Raw genomic sequence first — 21341 nt, forward strand, 5'->3', positions numbered from 1 at the left:
GCGTGGAGGAAGTCGAGAGCGTGAGCGATACGCATAAAAAATCCGAAACCAATCAACAGGTTTCGGATTTTCACACAACAGAAGGATCGGTCAATGGATCCTTAACTGATCGGCATTACCCTAAGGCGTCTTTCTTATTTTCAGGACTTGGAGCAAAAAGCTTGGAGGTTATTCTCCCCCCCCCCCCGCCAAGCCCCGCCCCCAATCAAATCGGGGTAATGGAGGTGATATGGGCATCCCCGTCCAGTGATTTGAAGATCTGCACCACGGCTTCGCCATGGATTGGTTTGGCAAGCGGCACAGTGCTCTTGCACTTGAAGCGGTAGTTGGTGCCAGCCACCACCTGGGTGGAGACTTCAAAGGGTACATATTGCACCCCGACAAATCCTTTCAGCGCCTGATCAAATACCGCCTGATCCTCGGCGGTCAGCTTGTGATATGCGGTCCATCCACCCACCAACACTGCTTGTTCTGACATATCAAACTCTCCGTGCTCTATGATCCCGACTCGTTTGGCCGTTCGGGCTGCGCCCCGTTGATTCAAGTGGTGTCCGGTCTCCACCGGGGTGCCATCACTGCCGGTTGGCGCGATGACGATGAGCAAATTTGCACAGCTATCTGCACCAGGATCAGCCCTCCCCCTTGCCACAAGCCGCTGTTGGCAGCAGGCTCAATTGGCATGAGAGAGCCTAGTGCGCGATGGCAAAAATGCCCCTGTCACATATGACAGGGGCAAGGTGGCGAAAAAGCTGCTCGAAAAAAGAAGATGTGTTGCGCAAACGATTGAGAAAAGAAAAGACGCCTCAAGGGCGTCTTTTTGCATTTTTATGCTCGAAGGGCAGAAGGGTGCGAGCCGCTTATTCCCATTCGATGGTTGCGGGCGGCTTGCCGGAGACGTCGTACACCACGCGGGAGATACCGTTGATCTCGTTGATGATGCGATTCGATACGTGACCGAGGAAGTCGTACGGCAGGTGAGCCCAGTGGGCAGTCATAAAGTCGATGGTTTCGACGGCGCGCAGGGCAATCACCCAGTCATATTTGCGACCGTCGCCCATCACGCCAACGGAGCGCACCGGCAGGAACACGGCGAACGCCTGGCTGACCTGGTTGTAGAGGTCGGCTTTGCGCAGCTCTTCGATAAAGACTGCATCGGCGCGGCGCAGAATATCGCAGTACTCTTTCTTCACTTCGCCAAGGACGCGCACGCCCAGACCCGGGCCCGGGAACGGGTGACGGTAGAGCATGTCGTAGGGCAGACCCAGCTCCAGACCAACGCGGCGCACTTCGTCTTTGAACAGTTCGCGCAGCGGCTCAACCAGACCCATCTTCATCTCTTCCGGCAGGCCGCCGACGTTGTGGTGAGATTTGATGACGTGGGCTTTGCCGGTCTTGCTGGCAGCGGATTCGATAACGTCCGGATAGATGGTGCCTTGCGCCAGCCACTTGGCGTTTTTCAGCTTTTTCGCTTCATCATCAAACACTTCGACGAAGACGCGGCCGATGATCTTGCGCTTGGCTTCCGGCTCGTCAACACCGGCCAGGGCGGAGAGGAAGCGCTCTTCGGCTTCAACCTTGATGATGTTCAGACCAAAGTGGTCACCAAACATCTCCATCACCTGCTCGCCTTCGTTCAGGCGCAGCAGGCCGTTGTCAACGAAGACGCAGGTCAGGCGATCGCCGATGGCGCGGTGCACCAGCATGGCGACCACGGAGGAGTCGACACCGCCGGAGAGGCCGAGGATCACTTCATCGTCACCCACCTGCTCGCGGATGCGGGCGACGGCGTCGTCGATGATGGTGGCCGGGGTCCAGAGGCATTCGCAGCCGCAGATATCTTTGACGAAGTGCTCCAGCATGCGGGCACCCTGACGGGTGTGGGTTACTTCCGGGTGGAACTGCACGCCGTAGAAGCGCTTGGCTTCGTTGGCCATGGCCGCGTGCGGGCAGGTCGGGGTCTGAGCGATGGTGGTGAAGTCGGCCGGAATGGTGGTGACCTTGTCACCGTGGCTCATCCAGACATCCAGCAGGGCATTGCCGTTGTCGGCGATGGCATCTTCGATGTTGCGCAAGAGCGCGCTGCTCTTGCCAGCTTCGCCCAGCACTTCCACCTTGGCGTAACCGAATTCACGCTCGGTAGAGGATTGCACCTTGCCACCCAGCTGCTCGGCCATGGTCTGCATGCCGTAGCAGATACCGAACACAGGGACACCGGCGTTGAACACATACTCGGGGGCGCGCGGGCTGCCCGCTTCGGTGACGGACTCGGGGCCGCCGGAGAGGATGATGCCGCTCGGATTGAATTCGCGGATCTGCTCTTCGGTTACGTCCCAGGCCCACAGTTCGCAGTAAACGCCGATTTCGCGCACACGGCGGGCGATCAGCTGGGTGTACTGGGAACCGAAGTCGAGGATAAGGATACGGTGCTGGTGAATGTCTTTAGTCATTTTATTCCTGCATCAGGCTGATGTTGTCACAAAGGGCACGGGATAAAAAAAGGGTGGAAAAACGGGGCGCAGGGCCCCGTTTTATCAGCCCATCCGATAGTTGGGGGCTTCTTTGGTAATGGTCACATCGTGGACGTGGGACTCTTTCATCCCGGCGCCGGAGATGCGCACGAACTCTGCCTTGGTGCGCATGTCGTCGATGGTGGCGCTGCCGGTCAGGCCCATGGAGGAGCGCAGGCCGCCCATCTGCTGGTGGATGATCTCTTTGAGGCGCCCCTTGTACGGCACGCGGCCTTCGATGCCTTCCGGCACCAGCTTGTCGGCGGCGTTGTCGGTCTGGAAGTAGCGGTCGCTGGAGCCTTTGGACATGGCGCCCAGGGAACCCATACCACGGTAGGATTTGAAGGAGCGACCCTGATAGAGCTCGATCTCGCCCGGCGCTTCTTCAGTACCGGCGAACATGGAGCCTACCATGACGCAGCTGGCGCCCGCGGCGATGGCCTTGGCGATGTCGCCGGAGAAGCGGATACCGCCATCGGCAATCACCGGAATACCGGTGCCTTCCAGCGCGTCAACGGCGTCGGAGATGGCAGTGATCTGGGGCACGCCCACGCCGGTCACGATACGGGTAGTACAGATGGAGCCCGGGCCGATACCGACCTTGACCGCATTGACACCGGCAGCAGCCAGCGCCTTGGCGCCCGCGGCGGTCGCCACGTTGCCACCGATGATCTGCAGATCCGGATAGGCGTCGCGAGTGGCCTTGATGCGATCCAGCACGCCCTGGGAGTGGCCGTGGGAGGAGTCGATCAGCAGCACGTCAACACCGGCTTCCACCAGCGCAGCGACGCGCTCTTCGTTGCCAGCACCGGCACCAACCGCAGCACCAACCCGCAGACGACCCTTGTCATCTTTACAGGCGTGGGGCTTGCGCTCGGCTTTCTGGAAATCTTTAACGGTGATCATGCCCTTGAGTTTGAAGTCGGCGTTCACCACCAGCACTTTTTCGATACGGTGCTTTTGCATCAGGGCAACCACCTCTTCGCGAGGGGCCCCTTCACGCACGGTGACCAGACGTTCTTTCTGGGTCATGATCTGTTCAACGGTCTGGGAGAGGTCAATCACGAAGCGCACGTCACGGCCGGTGATGATACCGACCAGCTGATTGCCGTCAGTCACCACGGGGTAACCGGCGAAGCCATTCTTGTGGCTCAGCTCCTTGATTTGGGCGATGGTCATGTCAGGGCGCACGGTGACGGGGTCGGTGACCACGCCGCTCTCGTACTTCTTGACCTTGCGCACTTCGGCAGCCTGCTGCTCGATGGACATGTTCTTGTGGATAAAGCCGATACCGCCTTCCTGGGCCAGTGCGATAGCCAGACGGGCTTCGGTCACTGTGTCCATGGCAGCGGAGATCATCGGGATGTTCAAGCTGATGGCGGAGGTCAGCTTGGTACGCAGATCGGCAGTATTGGGAAGAACTTCGGAGTGGGCGGGAACCAACAGTACATCGTCGAAGGTTAACGCTTCTTTGGCAATCCTGAGCATGGCAATATCTCACCGTTGAGGAAGTGGGGGTGTAAAATATTGCCGACGAAGTTTACTCACGCATTGGTCACTGGTAAAGAAGTTTTTTGAATTTTTTATGGCATAGCCCTCTTTTAGGCGGCCAAAACGCCAAAAAACCAAGATTATCAGTACGAAAACCGCCATTTCGGGGCAAAAGAGTTGGCTAACCGGTGATTTATGCAAAACCGGGAGGTGCCGACGCAGCCCAACCCCCATGCAAAGGGATGATCGACAGGGGCTCAGGGGGCAAGCGGCCTCTGACCACCCTCCCCTTGTTTTGTGTCCTTGTATTGTCTCTTGCCCTCGCGGCGACCACTCGCACCGGTATCATTCTCTTCTCAATGTCCTTTGCTCGGTCTGGATAATAAATTTCGCCCGCTGCCAATATATATTTTCTGGCACAACAAGGGTTGCCTCTCTTTATTATTTTCGCCCCACCATCCGCAGCAAGGTATTATCTTTATCCAGCAGATGATGTTTCAACGCCCCGACAATGTGCACCAGCAAAAATGCCAGCATGACATATGGCAAATATATATGGACTGTGTGAGCAATATCCCGAACGGATTCACTAAATGGAATCACATTGGCAGGATCATGGATATCTGGATTCATCGGAATAATAGACCTGCCAAATATCGCAACACCTCGGCCAGCCGCTGCGGAATAACAGAGACCGGACACCGGAATAAGCAGCGTTGAAATCAGCAAACCCCAGTGGATCGCCCTGGCTGCCAATGCCTCGTAAACAGGATATTGACGCACAGGCTCAGGCCACCCTTTAACAAGGCGGAGAATGGCGCGGGGCAGGATCAAGATCAGTGCAATCACCCCCAGGGATTTATGCAGGGCATAGAGATCCCATATTTCAAATTTCACCATCAGATAGCCCACAAGGGTCAGGCCAATCATCAGCAAGGCAACCGACCAGTGCAGCAAACGGGTCGTCAAACTTAAGCGGGCTGAGGGATTCATAAGCTACTCCAAACAGGGGGCGAGTGAACGCTGGTCAAGATGGTGGCGCCGTGAACATCAGCAGCACCTGAGATATCAACAGCATCGAGACAAGCCGTAACTTGGCCCGATGCGGGCAAGCGCGAGGGCTTTGTCGGGAGCCATACTGCCTGCCCGGATAAACGGCAGCGTTTCCAATCTTGCTTTTCTGCTGCTGGCGCCTCCTGCTTAACGCCCTCCCCCTGTTTCGGGTTAAGATAGCGGCCATCGTTTTATCCCGGCCACGCCGGAGCAGACCACAGGTACGCCTTTGAACCGATTTACCCCATCCAGTGCGGCGAGCGGCCGCGAGCAGCAGGTCTTTACCGTCACCCGCCTCAACAGCGCCGTGCGCATGATCCTGGAGCAGGATCTGGGGCTGGTGTGGCTGACCGGCGAGCTCTCCAATCTGGCGATGCCAAGCTCCGGTCACTGGTACTTCTCCCTCAAGGACATGTCGGCGCAGGTACGCTGCGCCATGTTCAAGGGCAACAACCGGCGGGTGGCCTTCCGCCCGCAGGATGGCATGCAGGTGCTGGTGCAGGCGCGGGTCTCCCTCTATGAGCCGCGCGGCGACTACCAGCTGATCATCGAGTCGATGCAGCCCGCAGGCGATGGCGTGCTGGCGCTGCGTTTTGAAGAGCTCAAGCGCCGTCTCGGGGCCGAGGGGCTGTTTGACGAAGGCCGCAAGCGGCCGCTGCCCCGTGAACCGCGGGCGGTGGGCCTTATCACCTCCGCCACCGGCGCCGCCCTGCACGATATGCTGACGGTGCTTAAACGGCGCGCGCCGGATCTGCCGGTCTTTATCTACCCGACTCAGGTACAGGGGAGCGCCGCCATCAGCCAGATCGTCGCGGCGATCGCCAAAGCGAACCGGCGCGCCGAGGTGGATGTGCTGATCGTCGGGCGCGGCGGCGGGTCGCTTGAAGATCTCTGGTGCTTTAACGAAGAGGCGGTGGCGCGCGCCATTGCCCACTCCGCCATCCCGGTTATCAGCGCGGTGGGCCATGAGGTGGATGTCACCATCAGCGACTTTGCCGCCGACTTGCGCGCCCCGACCCCATCGGCCGCCGCCGAGCTGGTGGCGCCGGATCAGAGCGCCCGTGCCCAGCGTCTCGTTCACCTCAAGCAGCGACTGCTGCAGGCGATGAGCCGCCAGCAGACCGCCGCCCGCCACGATTTCATCCTGCTGCAAAAGCGGCTCGACCATCAGGATCCGAAGCGGCGGCTGGAGCAGCAGTCCCAGCGCCTTGACGAGCTCTCCGCCCGCTTGCAACAGCTGTTGAATCAACGGTTGCATCAGGGAGAACGGCGGCTGGCCAGCCTTGAGCTGCAGCTACAGGGCAAGAGCCCGGAGCGTTTGCTGGCCGCTGGCAAGCGCCGTCATCAGCTGGCCGAGGAGCGGCTCTATGCCCTCATCGCCAAACGGCAGGATCTGGCGAGCCACCGCCTTGCCATGCTCACCGCCCGCCTTGACGGGGTGAGCCCGCTCGCCACTCTGGGGCGCGGCTACTCCATCACCCGCACTGCGCGTGGCGAAGTCATTAGTCGCGCCGATCAGGTCAACAGTGGCGACCAGCTCATCACCACCCTGGCGCAAGGGAGCCTGCAGGTGCGGGTCGAGGAAATTATCAAAGACCCAGCGCAGTAGATCTGCTGCGCCAAAACACCAGCCAGCATGCTACCCAGCTCGGCTGTTGGCCCGTTAATCAACCAAACAAAAAGGCCACCACCGCAAACACGGTGGTGGCCTTTTTGGTCTCGGATGCTTGCGACCTCACCCCTTGGCGCGACGGGCGACCAGGGTGAACTTGTAATCATCGCTCTTGAAGAAGTTGCGACTGAACTCGAACACGGTGCCATCTTGCAAGAAGCCACGGGAAACCTTCTCGATAATGGGCTTGGCAGGGTCGATACCGAGCGCCTCCACCACCTGCGCCGAGGGGAGCACAGGAATGATCTCCTGCTCACTGCGGTCGATCACCAGCTGCTTCACCTCTTCGATGTAGTGGTACTTGGAACCCTGCATCACCGCATAGCTGAGGTCGGGGAAGAGGGCGAGCGGCATCCAGGTCTCCTCCAGCGTTACCGCGATCTGGCGAATAAAGCGCACCCGCTTGACGTAGTAGACCAGCGCCCCTTCCAGCAGATTGAGCCGCTCGGCCAGCTCGCAGCTTGCCTTGATCACCTCGAAGGCGAGAATGTCGCTGTGGGTCTCGGCCGCCGGATCGGTCACCTTCTCGTAGAGGCTGGTGAGCTGATAGATGTCGTAGTTCACCTTCTCCTGCCGCACATAGCTGCCGCTGCCCTGAATGCTCTCGATGACGTTGAGTTCGGTCAGCTGCTTGAGGGCCTGACGCACCGTCACCCGGCTCACCCCGAACTGCTCGCGCAGCTCGGCTTCGGTGGGCAGGGCATCGCCGGGGGCCAGCTCCCCTTGCGCAATCCACTGCTGGATGGTGTCGGCTATCTGGCGATACATGGGTTTTTTCGACACGAAAGGCCACCTCGTCGGCTCTGCACCATGATAAATGGAAGAGGCGCCATTCTACCCCAGTTGCATGACAGACAAAACGGCTCAGCCCCATTTGACCTAACAAATCACCCTGAGTAAACAATACAAAAACAATACAAATAATGAATTGTATGATACCACTCACAAAAATCAGTCGGCCGGTTTGTTAGCATCGCTGTCACTTTCACCATGACGGCTTGCTGGCAAGCCAACCTGACAGAGGATCATCATGAATCTGACCAGTCTTACCGGCCCCCATCTCATCACGTTGCAAACCCGGTTTGCCGATCGGGATGCGGCCATTCATGCCCTGGCTGATCGGCTCGATCAGGCCGGCAAGCTGCACGACAAGGCCGCCTTTTTGGCTGCGGTCATGGCCCGCGAGGCGCAGGGCCCCACCGCCCTTGGCGAAGGGCTGGCAGTGCCCCACGGCAAGTGTGATGCGGTGCGTGAAGCAGCCTTTGCCGTCGCTACCCTGAGCGAGGAGCTGGGCTGGGAGGGGATCGACGGCCCCGAGCCGGTCAACCTGATCTTCATGCTGGCGATCCCGACCGATCAGGCGGGCTCCACCCATATGCAGCTGCTCACCACCCTCACCACGGCCCTGGTGGATGACGATACCCGCGAGGCGGTGCTGGCGGCCCAGAGTGCCGAGCAGCTGATAGCGCTGCTCGATGGCGAAGGGGATAGTGGCAAGCAACCAGCAAAAAAATACAACCTAGATACAAATCAACCCACTGTGGTCTGTGTCACCGCCTGCCCGGCGGGGATCGCCCACACCTATATGGCTGCCGAGTATCTGGAAAAGGCGGGGCGCAAACTGGGCATTCGGGTACTGGTCGAGAAGCAGGGTGCCAACGGCATCGAGGATCGCCTGCCGCAAGAGGCGCTCGATGCTGCGGTGGCCTGCATCTTCGCCGCCGAGGTGGCCATCAAGGAGCAGGAGCGTTTTGCCGGCATCCCCCGGATCGAGACGCCGGTGGCCGAGCCCATCCGCCATGCCGAGCGGATCCTCAATGAGGCGCTGGAAGCGGCCAAGAGTGGTCGCACAGCCCCGAAACCAAACCTCAGCCAGAGCGACGCGCCAACCGGCAAGAAGGTGAGCCTCAAGACCGAGCTCAAGCAGGCGCTGCTGAGCGGTATCTCCTTTGCCGTGCCGCTGATCGTGGCGGGCGGTACCGTGCTCGCCGTCTCTGTGCTGCTGGCCCAGATCTTCGGCCTGCAGCATCTGTTTGATACCGAGAACTCCTGGCTCTGGATGTACCGCAAGCTGGGCGGCGGCATGCTGGGCACCCTGATGGTGCCGGTGCTGGCGGCCTATACCGCCTATTCGCTGGCAGACAAACCGGCGCTGGGCCCGGGCTTTGCGGCGGGACTGGCCGCCAACATGATTGGCTCCGGTTTTCTCGGCGGCGTGGTAGGCGGTCTTATCGCCGGTTACCTGATGCGCTGGGTCAAGCAGCATGTACGCCTTAGCCCCAACTTCAACGGCTTTCTTACCTTTTACCTCTATCCGGTGATCGGCACTCTGGTGGCGGGCAGCCTGATGCTGTTTGTCATCGGCCAGCCGGTAGCCTGGCTCAACAACAGCCTCACCGAGTGGCTCAACGGCCTCTCCGGCACCAATGCGCTGGTCCTGGGCGCCCTGCTCGGCTTTATGTGCTCGTTTGATCTGGGTGGCCCGGTCAACAAGGCGGCCTACGCCTTCTGCCTCGGCGCCATGGCCAACGGGGTCTACGGCCCCTACGCCATCTTCGGCGCGGTCAAGATGGTCTCGGCCTTTACCGTCACTGCCTCCACCCTGCTGGCACCGCGACTGTTCCAAACCTTCGAGATCGAGACCGGCAAATCGACCTGGCTGCTGGGGCTGGCGGGGATCACCGAGGGCGCCATTCCGATGGCCATCGAAGATCCAAGCCGGGTGATCGGCTCCTTCCTCGCAGGCTCGGTGGTCACCGGCGCCATGGTGGGAGCCATGGGGATTGGTCTCTCCACCCCGGGGGCCGGCATTTTCTCCCTCTTCCTGCTCCACGATGGCGGCCACGGCGCCATGATGGCGGCCGCCGTCTGGCTCGGTGCGGCGCTGGTGGGCACCCTTATCTCCACTGTGGTGCTGATCGGCTGGCGCCGTCACGCCATGCAGCGCGGCACCTATCAGGTGGTCGCCGCAGAGTAAGGCGCATCTTCACCACCACTTTTTCAACAGACTATTTTTCCGCACGGCAGGCAAGGGCCGCCGTGCGTCAGCAAAGGATCATTGTCATGACAGTTTCACGAGTTCACATCACGCCGCACATGCACTGGGATCGGGAGTGGTACTTCACCACCGAAGAGTCCCGCATCCTGCTGGTCAACAATATGGCGGAGATCCTGGCGCGGCTTGAATCCGACCCCGACTACAAGTTCTATGTGCTGGACGGCCAGACCGCGGTGCTGGAGGATTACTTCGCCATCCAGCCCGAGAACAAGGCCCGGGTGAAGGCACTGGTGGAAGCGGGCAAGCTCATCATCGGCCCCTGGTACACCCAGACCGACACCATGCAGGTGAGCGGCGAGTCCATCCTGCGCAATCTGCTCTACGGGATGCGCGATTGCCTCAGCCTTGGCGAGCCGATGAAGATCGGTTACCTGCCCGACTCGTTCGGCATGTCTTCCCAGTTGCCCCACATCTTCAACGGCTTCGGGATCGATCGGGCCATGTTCTGGCGCGGCTGCTCCGAGCGTCACGGCACCGACAAGACCGAGTTCCTCTGGCAGAGCAACGATGGCAGCGAGGTGACCGCCCAGGTCCTGCCGCTGGGATACGCCATCGGCAAGTACCTGCCGGAAGATGAAGCGGGCCTGCGCAAGCGGCTCGAATCCTACTTCGAGGTGCTGGAGAAGGCCTCGGTGACCAAGGATATCCTGCTGCCCAACGGCCACGACCAGATGCCGCTGCAACAGAACATCTTCGCCATCATCGACAAGCTGCGGGAGATCTACCCCCAGCGTGAATTCCACATGAGCCGCTTCGAGCAGGTCTTCGAGCGCATTGAGGCGTGCCGCGACCAACTGGCCACCCTCAAAGGGGAGTTCAACGACGGCAAATACATGCGGGTACATCGCACCATCTCCTCCACCCGGATGGACATCAAGCTGGCCCACGCCGCCATCGAGAACAAGATCGTCAACATCCTCGAGCCGCTGGCAAGCATCGCCTGGGCACTCGGCTTCGAGTACCACCATGGGCTGTTGGAGAAGATGTGGAAGGAGATCATGAAGAACCACGCCCATGACAGCATCGGCTGCTGCTGCAGCGACAAGGTCCATCAGGAGGTGATGACCCGCTTCATTCTGGCCGACGACATGGCCGAGAACCTGATCCGCTTCTACATGCGCAAGATTGTCGACAACATGCCGGTGGCGCTGTGCGAAGACGGCATACAGGTGGCCGACAAACTCTGCCTGTTCAACCTGATGCCTTTCCCCCGTCAGGAGGTGATCAACACCAGCATCCGCATTCGCGCCCAATCCTTTGCCTTGCGCGATGAGGCGGGCCAGCCGGTCCCCTACTTCATCCGTGCCAGACGCGAGATTGACCCGGGTCTGGTGGACAGACAGATCGTTCACTACGGCAACTACGACCCCTTTATGGAGTACGACATCCAGCTCTGCCATCCGCTGCCGGCCATGGGCTACTGCACTCTCCGTATCGAGGGCAACCAGCCGGGACTGGAGCAACCGGTGACCACCCGCGGCGAGCTGCTGGAGAACGATTTTTACCGCATCGCCCTCAATGACAACGGCACCTTGCAGATCCTGGACAAGCTGCGCGGCACTCGCTTTGATCAGGTGCTCACGCTGGAAGAGGGCTCCGATGATGGCGACGAGTATGACTACTCGCCATCGCGGGACGAGTGGCTGCGCTACTCCACCGAGTTTGCGGTGACTCGCGAGGTCACCCATCAGGCGTGGCAGAGCATCGCTACGCTCAAACTGCGTATGGCCTTGCCTGCCAACCTCGCCGAGCGTGCCAACCGCCAGTGCAGCGGCCACCTCGATGTCATCTGCCGCATCACCCTAGCGCACCAGAGCCCGCGTATCGATATCGAGCTGGAGCTCGACAATCAGGCCGATGATCATCGGGTGCGAGTGCTGATCCCCACCCCCTTCCCGAGCGACACCGTGGTCTCCGACAACCAGTTTGGCTGCATCACCCGCCCCACCCGCGACAGCGCCATGGCGAACTGGGAGGCGGAGGGGTGGAAAGAGGCCCCCATTCCGGTCTGGCAGCTCATGAACTTCGTCGCCCTGCAAGATGGCAAGCAGGGGCTGGCGGTGCTGAGCGATGGCCTGCGCGAGTTTGAAGTGATCGGCGAGCAGTGCGACACCCTGGCTCTCACCTTGCTGCGCGGGGTCGGCGTACTCGGTAAAGAGGAGCTGCTGCTGCGCCCGGGTCGCCCCTCCGGCATCAAGCTGCCCACACCGGACTCTCAGGTGCGCGGCAAACTCAGCTGCCGTTTCAGCCTGCTGGCGTTTGCTGGCGATCACATCAGCGCCAACGTGATGCAGGCGGCGCGCAGCTACCTCACCCCGGTTCGCTGCTACAACAAGATCCCGTTCGATGCCATGAAGCTCAACAAGGCGAGCTTCACCACTCCGCTGCACTTCAGTCTGCTCTCCATGGATCCCTCCGGTCCGGTGCTGAGCGCCCTGAAAAAGGCCGAAGATGAAGAGGCGCTGGTGATCCGGGTCTACAACCCGAGCGAGCAGGCTGTGCTGAAGGGTGGCAAAGTGAGCTGCGAACACGCCCTGAGCGACTGGCAAGCGGTGCGGATGGACGAACAGCCCCAGCCCCTTGAACTGGCCGCTGGCGAGTTTGGCGAGCTGGCGCCGTGCCACTCCCGCAGCGTGCGCTTTCGGGTGGCTCGCGGCTAACCGCCGGTAACACCCACAGGTAGCAACAGGCGGGGAAGAGTCATCCCCTCCCCGCCTGTTTATCCCTTCAAGCTGGCCTGCCCCGCTTGATAAAGACATAAAAAAATCCCCGCCAGTTGGCGGGGATTTTTATTGGGTTCTGCTTCATCCCGCGAGCGGGAGAGCACGCTTAACTGGCCTTGCGCAGGATCTGCTCAAGGTAGTCGGCGAAGCGGTGACCGTGATGCTCCAGCAGTTTCGGGAACATGGAGATGGAGGTCATGCCCGGGAAGGTGTTGATTTCATTCAGCAGGATCTCCCCCTCCTCAGTCAGGAAGAAGTCGATGCGCGAGAGATGGGTCAGTTTCAGCTGACGGAACGCCTTGAGGGCATACTCGTGGATCGCATCGGCCTGCGCCTGGGTCAACCCCTCGGCACGCAGTGCCGTCTCGGTATGGCTGGCGCTGCTGTACTTCTCTTCATAGGTGTAGAACTTGTCCTGCGGCACGCAGATCTCGCCCGGATAGGTGGCCACCAGCTCGTCACCGTACTGGTACACCGCCACTTCCAGCTCGCGCGGCTTGACCGCTTTCTCGATCAGTACCTGCTCGGAGTAACCGAAGGCATCGGCAATGCCCTTTACCAGATCCGCTTCGTTGCTGGCGGAGTAGCAGCCAACGGAAGAGCCCTGGGAGGCCGCCTTGATAAAGACCTTGCCCCACTTGGCCAGCGCGGCTTTGGCCTCGGCCAGCGCCGCCTCATTTTGCTCGGTCAGGAACAGGTATGGGGTGTTGGGAATGCCGATGGCGGAGAGCCACAGCTTGGTGCTGATCTTGTTGAAGCAGATCTTGCTCGCCTCGGCATCGCAACCGAGATAAGGCAATCCGGCCAGCTCGAGGAAGGATTGCAGATCGCCGGTCTCACCCGGGTAGCCGTGGATGCAGGGCACCACGTAATCCACCGGACGGGCCACGCTGTCAAACGAAAGCAGCTTGTCGAGCCCCAGCTTGCACTCGCGGCCATCGGCACTGAGCCAGCGATCGGCGAACATCTCGACGCGGGTCACTTCGACACCGGGCAGAAGGCCCAGTTGTTGCTCGAGGAAATTGGCGCTGCGCAGAGAAACTTCGTGCTCTGAGCCACCGCCGCCGCACAGCAGCAAGACATGCATGTTCTTCATTAGATGTGATCCCTTGGGAAAAGCGGCCTCGTCATGACCATTTGATAAGCCAACCACCATAAAAACCGGACGAAGCCAGATACGAACATAAGTGCGCGCCAGTGTAGCAAGGGAGATCAACCCTTGTCAGCTGATGGGAGACCCATGACCCCACTTCTTGCAGTGAAAAGTCTCCCCTGTGTCAAAATCGGGACACATTGCCCCTCAGCGCGGGGGATCGACCCTTCCCATGCCGTTGCCATTGACCCGAAACCAGCCGGCAATGCTGTAGCGCTCCTGATTGGCAGGCAGCACCTCGTGGGGAAACTCCTCGGAGAGAAACATGACCAGCCGCCCCCCCTTGGGGCTCACATCCATCAGAAACTGCTCCTTGTCGTCATACATGCGCAGCACTCCACCCGCTTCGGGCAGCCAGTCGTTGTTGAGGTAAAACACGGTGGTAAGACGGCGGTTGGAGCGACCGGCAAAGGCATCCCGATGGGTAGCGTAAAAATCCCCGCTGCGATAGCGGGCGAAGTGGGCCTCGTAGTCGAACAATCCCAGCATCAGCATCCGGTTGGCGGCAAGACGCAGGGACTCCATCCGGGCGAGGTAGTCGGCCACCGGCGCACCGAAGGAGGGCTCCAGCCAGTGGATCTGGTCACGGCGAATATCGGGATTGCCCTGGTGCAGGGCGTCACGGCCGATCCCGGCCGGTTGCCATTCGCTTGGCAAACAGGCTTTGAGGGCATCCACCTCGGCGGCGGTCAAAAAATCATCCACTATCACCCATCCCCGGGTGTAAATGGCATCCATGGCAGCTTGATAGTCCAAGATTGGCTCACAATGAGTGGAAAGAGGGCGCTTTGTAGCGACTTACCGGCAAAGTCACAAACCGGTTTGCTTCTCTTGAGAAGTCCCAACATCAATACGCGAGTTGCTGCCCACCGCCCCGCATTTTTGTCGCCAGTTGTGATCCCGCCCTGCCAAAGAGCGTATTGGCTGTCGAAACTGTGATGGCCCTTGCAATCGGGACGAGGAGGCGCCGCGGCCTCCTTGCGGTACCAAGAGCCAGCCGATACCGTAGCCGCATCGCCATGTTGCTGTTCATCCGGCACTTGTCTCTGTCACCGACCGAACCACTCACGGCACAACCCGCGCATCACCCACGAAAGGATCTTCTCATGTCTCTGCCCGACCTTATTTTGCAACGACTGGATGGTACCCCCTACCCGCTGACTCAACTGGCGGGCAAGGTAGTGCTGGTGGTCAATGTGGCCAGTCGCTGCGGCTTTACTCCCCAATATGAAGGGCTGGAAACGCTCTATCGGGAGCTCGGCCCCAAGGGGCTGGTGATTTTGGGCTTCCCCTGCAACCAGTTTGGCAATCAGGAGCCGGGGGATGCGGACGAGATCGCCCGCTTCTGCTCTCTCGATTATCCGGTCAGCTTCCCCATCATGGCCAAATGCGATGTCAATGGTGAACAGGCCCACCCCCTCTATCAATGGCTCAAGAAAGAGAAACCGGGGCTGCTGGGGCTCGAAAACGTCAAGTGGAACTTCACCAAGTTCCTGATCGACCGTGATGGCAAGGTGGTTGACCGCTTTGCTCCCACCACCAAGCCGGAGAGTCTGGCCGAGCAGATCAGCGAGATGCTCTGACCCTCCCGAGCCGTTTTGTGCCACTGCATTGAGCGATTGTATGGCGGCCGGTGCGACAGCTACTGCGCAGCGGCCGCTCTTTTGCTATATTACGGCCCCACTATCTTTTTCATATCGTGGCTGGCCCCAACACGCTGGCTGCCCGTTGAGCCAAAGGCTCATCTCAGGAGTTTCTCTCGAACATGTCATTCAACGAACTGGGTCTGTCTCCGCATATTCTGCGGGCCGTCAAGGAGCTGGGTTACGAACAGCCAACCCCCATCCAGCAGCAAGCGATTCCGGCCATTCTAGCCGGTCAGGATGTGCTCGGCGGCGCTCAGACAGGCACAGGCAAAACGGCCGGTTTCACCCTGCCGATGTTGCAGCGTCTGCTGGCCAACCACGGCCGTGGCCGTCGTCAGGTGCGCGCACTGGTACTGACCCCGACCCGCGAACTGGCGGCCCAGGTGGGCGAGAGCATCATCAAGTATGCCCACCACCTACCGTTCAAGACGCTGATCGCCTACGGCGGCGTCAGCATCAAACCCAATCTGGACGCCATCAAGCTGGGTGTGGACATTCTGGTCGCCACCCCGGGCCGTCTGCTGGATCTGCTGACCCAGGGCGCCCTGACCCTGAGCCAATTGGAAGTGCTGGTGCTGGATGAAGCGGATCGCATGCTCGACATGGGCTTTATCGTCGACATCCGCCGCATCATGAAGGCGCTGCCTGCAGAGCGGCAAACCCTGCTCTTCTCTGCCACCTTCTCAAACGACATCAAGGCGCTGGCCGATGACCTGCTGAACGACCCCACCCTGATCGAGGTTGACCCCAGCAATACTGCCGCGGAGCAGGTGACCCAACGCATCATTCAGGTGGATCGGGAACGCCGCCGCGAGCTGCTCTCCCACATGATTGGCCGTGGCAACTGGCAACGGGTGCTGGTGTTTGTTCGCACCAAGCAGATCGCCGACCGCCTCGCCCAGCAGATGCAAAAAGATGGTCTCAATACCGTGGCGATCCACGGTGACAAGAGCCAGGGTGCCCGCAACCGGGCGCTGGCCGATTTTCGCAGTGGCGAGGTGCGGGTGCTGGTAGCGACCGATATCGCCGCCCGCGGTCTCGATATCGATCAACTGCCCTACGTGATCAACTTTGAACTGCCCCAGATGGCGGAAGATTACATCCACCGTATCGGCCGTACCGGCCGCGCCGGTCGTGGCGGCGAGGCCATCTCGCTGGTCAGTCAGGATGAGCTGGGTCAGCTCAAGGCAATCGAAGCCCTGATCGGCCAATCCCTGACCGTGGAGATCCTGGAAGGGTATGAACCCAGCGGCAAGCCGAGTCGCCAGACTCTGCCGGGCAGCAAGCCGGTGCAGAACCCGCCTCGGTCTCGCGGTCATGCCAACGCCAAGAGCAGCAATGCCAAGGGCAAGCCAGCCGCGGGCAAGGGCAAAGCCAAGGGTGACGCCAGCAAAAAACCGGCCCAGTCTCCTCAAAACAAGTCCCGCAAGCGGGAAGTGGTGGGCGAGGATATCGGCTTTGCGCCGATGCGACGTCTGCCCAAAGCAATGCGCGACAGCTATCAGGAGAGCAGCGACGAGTAAGCTCGCGCGACGCTAACTGCCAAGCCAAAAGAGGGAGCCTGCAAGGCTCCCTCTTTCGTTATGGATCGCTCGGAGCCATGCAAGTACTCCGTGCAAATGCTCCGCTCGGGCTCAAACCAGCGAATGGCGTACCGCGGCAGTACCATGGCTGGGCGGCGCAGAACCATCGAGCGGATTGAGCTGCAAGAACTCGAACAAGCCAGCCTGCATATTGACGTTCCAGAAGCGGCCGGCGAGGGTGAGTTGTAACCGTGCATTCTCGATCTCGGCCAGCCTGTGCTGCTGCCAGGCGGCAAAAAGCGGCATCAGATGGGTCAGCAAAGGCGCTGGCAGACGATCCAGCGCCAGCACGCCGCTGTCGAGGGCGCCACGGAGCAGACCATCCATCCTTGCATTGGGATTGCGTCCCATCACCATCCCGGGCGCCCGCTTGCCACTGGCCAGCGCGTCATGCCAGGGGGCCAGATCCCGTCCATACATCAAGCCGTGGCCAAGAATGCTGCCCCCAGCACCGGCGCCAAAGGGGAGGATCTCCGCACCGCGCTTGGCCATCTGGTTATAACGACTCTGCTCGGCCGGACTGCGCCGCCAGTGGCTGCAAGAGAGACGCTCCCAGCCGTGAGCTTCCAGTTGCGCCCCGCCATAGGCATACATGGCCGCCCGCTGCTGGCCATCAGCGAGCCAATCCAGGGTGCCCTTCTCCTGCGCCCGCTCCAGATTGGTGCCCTGCATGGCGATGAGCTGATAGAGATCGACCCCGTGTACCCCGCTTGTCATCACATCGCGGATATCCTGCTGCCACACGGCATCATCCTGACCGGGCAGACCGAAGATGAGATCCGCCACGATCACAGCCGCATCATCCCGGGTCAGCTCACCCAGACGGGTCAGCAAGGTCTCCCTGTCATCGAAACGGGCTGCCTGCTGACGCACCCGGGTATCAAAGCTCTGCACCCCGAATGAGAAGCGGTTGAAGCCCCCGGCCAGCGCCACCTGCCATTTCTCATCATCAAAGCCGTTGAGCCGCCCCTCCAGCGTCACCTCGGCATCGGCCGACAACGGAAAACGGCGGATCACGGCGGCCAGCATGGCCAGCTCGTCGGCGCTCATGTCGGTCGGCGTACCGCCCCCCACATAGACGGCTGAAAATGGCATGCTCTGCGCCAGCGGGGTGTCAGCCGCCTGCGCAAGGGAGGCGCAGAGGGCGTTGACATAGCGGTTGATCCGCGCCGGATTGGCGCCATTTTCAAAGAAATTGCAGAAGCTGCAGCGCTTTCGGCAAAACGGAATGTGGATGTAGAGGGCGCGCTCCTCAGCTTCACTCTCCCGCTGCCACCAGCTCTGCCAGCCAGCCTCATCCAGCGGGAAGGGGCGCATCCCTCCCCGACTGGCGTGAGCCGAGGTCTTGGCGCTAAAAGCAAACTTGAGGGGATCCGGCGTGGCAATACCGGTCATGGAAGGGGTCAGATTCATGATGGTCACTATTATCAGCAAATAATGACAATGATAACGATTATCGTTACTAGAAATTTGTTCTGGATCAACCCGAGGAGCAGCCCCCTCCCGAAAGGCATTTTGGCAACCTGCATTACCGATCTGCTTAACAGATTATTTACTCAAGAGTGGTTATCGTATGCCGATAGAGAACCATCTCCCGCCGTTTCTTCGTCTACGATCAAGATGATACGGGATCACATAACAACACCAAGCGCATGGAACTTGCCCAAAATGCATAACCTCTCCTTGAACTGGAAAATATTCCTCCCTCTTGCGCTGGTCATCAGCACCACCTTTGGCCTCTGCTTCGAACTCTCCGCATGGCTGCAACGGGATCTCGCCATCCGGCTGGCAGAGGAGAAAGTTGAGAGCATGGCCAACACCTATATGGATCAGGTGAACGTGCTGATGATGACAGGTGGCATGGCCAACCGGCAGATAGTGCAGACCAAACTCAAGAGTGAAGCGGGCATCGTTGAGGCACGGCTGGTGCGCGCGCCAGCCGTCAGCAACCTGTTTGGCCCGGGCCACCCGGATCAGAAAGCGCAGGATCCCCTCGATGAGCGTGCCATCAATCAGGGCGAAGCCATCCTGGAGCAGCAGGGCAACCGGCTCACTCTGATCAAACCGTTCAAAGCCTACAAGGAGTATCGCGGCACCCAGTGCCTCACCTGTCACCAGGTCAATGAAGGAACCGTGATGGGGGCAGTGCGGATCAGTTATGACCTCAGCCACACCTTCGGCGAGATCCGCCACAACAACCTGATCCTGAGCGGCAGCCTGGCCGCCGTCTTCAGCCTCGGCTTCGGCTTGCTCTGGTGGGTATTGCAACGCTACGTGAAACACCCACTGCGCCAGCTGCAGCTCACCATGATCCGGATGGCCAAAGAGCGCGACCTCGCCCTCCCCCTGGTCAATCACAGCCGGGATGAACTGGGCCAGATGACCCGCGCCGTCAATGACATGGTGCAGGGATTCCGCCACAGCCTGCAGGAGGTGGAAGGGGCAACCCACCAGCTCTATCAGGAGTCGAACCAGATCCGTCAGGTGGCGACCCAGACCGAAAACTCGGCCCGCCAGCAAGAGGGGATGACCACTCAGGTCGCCGCCGCCGTCAGCGAGTTGGCCGCCAGCTCTCATGAAGTGCGCGAACATGCCCGCCACAGCGCCGAGCTCTCCGCCCTCACCAATCAGGATGCCGCCGACACCAGCCGCCTCGCCCAGCACTCCATCAACGATATGGGCGAGATGTCGGCAGAGATCGATCGAGTGGATCAGGTGATCCAGCAACTCGACAGTCGCTGTCTTGCGGTTGACGGTGTGCTCGAGGTGATCAAGGGGATTGCCGATCAGACCAACCTGCTGGCCCTCAACGCTGCGATTGAAGCGGCGCGGGCAGGTGAGCAAGGCCGTGGCTTTGCGGTAGTAGCCGATGAAGTGCGGGCCCTCTCCAACCGCAGCCGCGCCGCCAGCGAAGAGATCTCCCAGATGATCGCCGCCCTGCAAAATGAGGCCCAGAGCGCAGTTACGGTGATCGGGGATGCAAAAAGCAAAGCCGATGAGAGCATCAGCAAGACCGAAGCGACCCTGGCAGCCATGCAGAACATCATCGAGCGCATCGCCCGCATCAACGACCTCAACGCCCAGATGGCGCAGTCGGCCGAAGAGCAGGACAGGGTCTGCCATGAGGTAGACAGCTCGGTGAGCGATATTCGCAACACCTCCAACGACACCCTGGGTCAGGCGCACGCCGCCAACCTCGCCAGCATCCAATTGGTAGAGCAGTGCCAGAAACTGGAAGCGCTGCTGAAAACCTACCGCTGGTAATCCACTTCACATATGAAAAAGCGCGACCCGAGGGTCGCGCTTTTGCTTTATGGATTCGATTTGGCCAAACGACCACTTGCTGTTCCAGCGGCGGATAGCTTTAACGGGCGTTGCGGGTTGCAACGGCATCCGCCAGGTTGCGCAGCAACACTTCGGTATCCGCCCAACCGATGCAGGCATCTGTGATGCTCTGGCCGACGGTGAGTTCACACCCTTCCACCAGATCCTGACGGCCTTCTACCAGATGGCTCTCCACCATCACACCAAACACCGCCTTGCTGCCGGCACGCAGCTGACCGGCCACATCCTCGGCCACCACCATCTGGTTCTTGAACTGCTTGCTGCTGTTGGCATGACTAAAGTCGATCATCACCTTCTGGGGCAGACCGGCCTTCTCCAGCCCCTTCACAACTTCGCTGACATGGGCCGAGCTGTAGTTCGGCTCACGACCACCACGCAGAATGATGTGACAGTCCGGGTTGCCGCGGGTCGCCACGATGGCGGAGTGACCGTATTTGGTGACCGACAGGAAGTGGTGCGGCGCACTGGCAGCGCCAATGGCATCGATGGCAACCTTGATGGTGCCGTCAGTGCCGTTCTTGAAGCCCACCGGGCAGGAGAGACCGGAGGCCAGCTCGCGGTGTACTTGGGATTCAGTGGTACGGGCACCGATAGCGCCCCAGCTCATCAGATCCGCCACGTATTGCGGGGTGATCATGTCGAGGAACTCGGAGGCAGTCGGCAGCCCCATGTCGTTGAGATCCAGCAACAGCTTGCGACCAATGCGCAGACCGTCGTTGATCTTGCAGCTGTTGTCGAGGTACGGATCGTTGATCAGCCCCTTCCAGCCCACTGTGGTACGCGGTTTTTCGAAGTAGACCCGCATCACGATCTCCAGCTGATCTTTCAGCTCGTCGCGCAGCGCCTTGAGGCGCTTGCCGTACTCCAGCGCGGCAACCGGATCGTGGATGGAGCAAGGGCCAATCACCACCAGCAGACGATCATCTTCGCCGGCCAGGATATTGTGAATGGCCTGACGGGATTCAAAAACGGTGGACGAGGCCACCTCGGTAGCCGGAAACTTCTCAAGCACCGCAACCGGGGGTAATAACTCTTTGATTTCACTGATACGAACGTCGTCGGTTTGATGCTGCATCACAAGGCTTCCTGCTAGATGACTGCGATTAGGAA

General features: G+C 60.2%; 15 protein-coding genes. 6 read left to right on the forward strand and 9 right to left on the reverse strand.

Annotated features, from left to right (window positions below):
• Window positions 1-205: 205 nt before the first annotated feature.
• The 4 genes from ACB040_RS18940 to ACB040_RS18955 all read right to left on the reverse strand — a co-directional run bounded on the left by ACB040_RS18940 (window position 206) and on the right by ACB040_RS18955 (window position 4991).
• A complete protein-coding gene (locus tag ACB040_RS18940; protein WP_005337011.1) occupies window positions 206-478 on the reverse strand; it encodes a hypothetical protein in 273 nt (90 codons plus the stop codon).
• 379 nt (window positions 479-857) lie between these two features.
• Complete coding sequence (gene guaA / locus ACB040_RS18945; RefSeq protein ID WP_040066364.1) at window positions 858-2447, reverse strand: glutamine-hydrolyzing GMP synthase; 1590 nt, start codon at window positions 2445-2447, stop codon at window positions 858-860.
• A gap of 84 nt (window positions 2448-2531) precedes the next feature.
• Complete coding sequence (guaB, locus tag ACB040_RS18950) at window positions 2532-3995, reverse strand: IMP dehydrogenase (RefSeq protein ID WP_338771114.1); 1464 nt, start codon at window positions 3993-3995, stop codon at window positions 2532-2534.
• Window positions 3996-4439: 444 nt separating this feature from the next.
• On the reverse strand, window positions 4440-4991 hold the full coding sequence (locus ACB040_RS18955; protein ID WP_338771116.1) for a cytochrome b: 552 nt from the start codon (window positions 4989-4991) through the stop codon (window positions 4440-4442).
• A 289-nt stretch (window positions 4992-5280) separates the two neighbouring features.
• Between ACB040_RS18955 and xseA the strand changes: the two genes are divergently transcribed.
• On the forward strand, window positions 5281-6660 hold the full coding sequence (xseA, locus tag ACB040_RS18960; protein ID WP_371156084.1) for an exodeoxyribonuclease VII large subunit: 1380 nt from the start codon (window positions 5281-5283) through the stop codon (window positions 6658-6660).
• A gap of 126 nt (window positions 6661-6786) precedes the next feature.
• Here the strand turns inward: xseA and ACB040_RS18965 are convergent, their stop codons facing one another.
• Entirely contained in the window at window positions 6787-7506 is a 720-nt protein-coding gene (locus ACB040_RS18965; RefSeq protein ID WP_257699789.1) for a GntR family transcriptional regulator, read from the reverse strand.
• A 247-nt stretch (window positions 7507-7753) separates the two neighbouring features.
• Here ACB040_RS18965 and mngA point away from each other — a divergent pair, with 247 nt between their 5' ends.
• Together mngA and mngB are read left to right on the forward strand one after the other, a co-directional pair.
• Window positions 7754-9700 carry a PTS 2-O-a-mannosyl-D-glycerate transporter subunit IIABC gene (mngA, locus tag ACB040_RS18970; RefSeq protein ID WP_371156082.1) on the forward strand — a complete coding sequence of 649 codons (1947 nt, stop codon included), beginning with the start codon at window positions 7754-7756 and terminating at the stop codon, window positions 9698-9700.
• Between the two features lie 86 nt (window positions 9701-9786).
• On the forward strand, window positions 9787-12441 hold the full coding sequence (mngB, locus tag ACB040_RS18975; RefSeq protein WP_371156081.1) for a mannosylglycerate hydrolase: 2655 nt from the start codon (window positions 9787-9789) through the stop codon (window positions 12439-12441).
• Between the two features lie 169 nt (window positions 12442-12610).
• Here the strand turns inward: mngB and ACB040_RS18980 are convergent, their stop codons facing one another.
• Window positions 12611-13600 carry a D-alanine--D-alanine ligase gene (locus ACB040_RS18980; protein ID WP_058057457.1) on the reverse strand — a complete coding sequence of 330 codons (990 nt, stop codon included), beginning with the start codon at window positions 13598-13600 and terminating at the stop codon, window positions 12611-12613.
• 204 nt (window positions 13601-13804) lie between these two features.
• Entirely contained in the window at window positions 13805-14413 is a 609-nt protein-coding gene (locus ACB040_RS18985) for a 2OG-Fe(II) oxygenase (RefSeq protein WP_338771132.1), read from the reverse strand.
• 350 nt (window positions 14414-14763) lie between these two features.
• On the opposite strand from ACB040_RS18985, the gene ACB040_RS18990 reads away from it, so the two are divergent.
• Window positions 14764-15240 (forward strand): glutathione peroxidase, encoded by a 477-nt coding sequence (locus ACB040_RS18990; RefSeq protein ID WP_371156078.1) that lies wholly within the window; start codon window positions 14764-14766, stop codon window positions 15238-15240.
• 182 nt (window positions 15241-15422) lie between these two features.
• On the forward strand, window positions 15423-16826 hold the full coding sequence (locus ACB040_RS18995; protein WP_139405418.1) for a DEAD/DEAH box helicase: 1404 nt from the start codon (window positions 15423-15425) through the stop codon (window positions 16824-16826).
• Between the two features lie 111 nt (window positions 16827-16937).
• On the opposite strand, the gene hutW is transcribed toward ACB040_RS18995, so the two are convergent.
• On the reverse strand, window positions 16938-18299 hold the full coding sequence (gene hutW, locus ACB040_RS19000) for a heme anaerobic degradation radical SAM methyltransferase ChuW/HutW (RefSeq protein WP_338771138.1): 1362 nt from the start codon (window positions 18297-18299) through the stop codon (window positions 16938-16940).
• A 255-nt stretch (window positions 18300-18554) separates the two neighbouring features.
• Here hutW and ACB040_RS19005 point away from each other — a divergent pair, with 255 nt between their 5' ends.
• A complete protein-coding gene (locus ACB040_RS19005; RefSeq protein WP_371156076.1) occupies window positions 18555-20150 on the forward strand; it encodes a methyl-accepting chemotaxis protein in 1596 nt (531 codons plus the stop codon).
• A 100-nt stretch (window positions 20151-20250) separates the two neighbouring features.
• Here the strand turns inward: ACB040_RS19005 and aroG are convergent, their stop codons facing one another.
• On the reverse strand, window positions 20251-21306 hold the full coding sequence (gene aroG / locus ACB040_RS19010; RefSeq protein WP_338771142.1) for a 3-deoxy-7-phosphoheptulonate synthase AroG: 1056 nt from the start codon (window positions 21304-21306) through the stop codon (window positions 20251-20253).
• Window positions 21307-21341: the final 35 nt, after the last annotated feature.

It is taken from the genome of Aeromonas sp. S11(2024), assembly GCF_041402345.1.
GTDB classification, from domain to species: domain Bacteria; phylum Pseudomonadota; class Gammaproteobacteria; order Enterobacterales; family Aeromonadaceae; genus Aeromonas; species Aeromonas veronii.